This window comes from Flavobacterium sp. LC2016-23 (assembly GCF_009674775.1).
Lineage (GTDB): Bacteria > Bacteroidota > Bacteroidia > Flavobacteriales > Flavobacteriaceae > Flavobacterium.
Map to the genome: position 1 here is coordinate 1 of NZ_WKKE01000090.1, position 383 is coordinate 383.

Consider the following 383-nt stretch of genomic DNA (forward strand, 5'->3'; position numbering starts at 1 on the left):
GCAGGACTTACGATCAATACCAACGGTACTGTAACAGTTGCCGCTAACACACCGGCAGGAAGTTACAATTTAGAATACACGATCTGTGAAATTAACAATCCGGGGAATTGCGACACCGCGACTTCAACAGTGGTTGTGACAGCACCATCAATCGATGCCGTTGCAGACAACCTTGGCTCTATAAACGGAAATACAGGCGGAACCACAACAGTTTCCTTAATCGCAGGTGATACCGTAAACGGAGCACAAGCAGTAATCGGAACCAATCCGGGAGAGGTAAAACTAACGGTAACCACGCCAATGCCGGCAGGACTTACGATCAATACCAACGGTACTGTAACAGTTGCCGCTAACACACCGGCAGGAAGTTACAATTTAGAATA

Annotated in this window: 1 protein-coding gene; it reads left to right on the plus strand. The window is 47.3% G+C overall.

What is annotated here, in order from left to right; all coding sequences use genetic code 11:
- Window positions 1–383: hypothetical protein (locus tag GJU43_RS22990; RefSeq protein ID WP_370455695.1), on the plus strand; the 383-nt coding region annotated here is incomplete at both ends.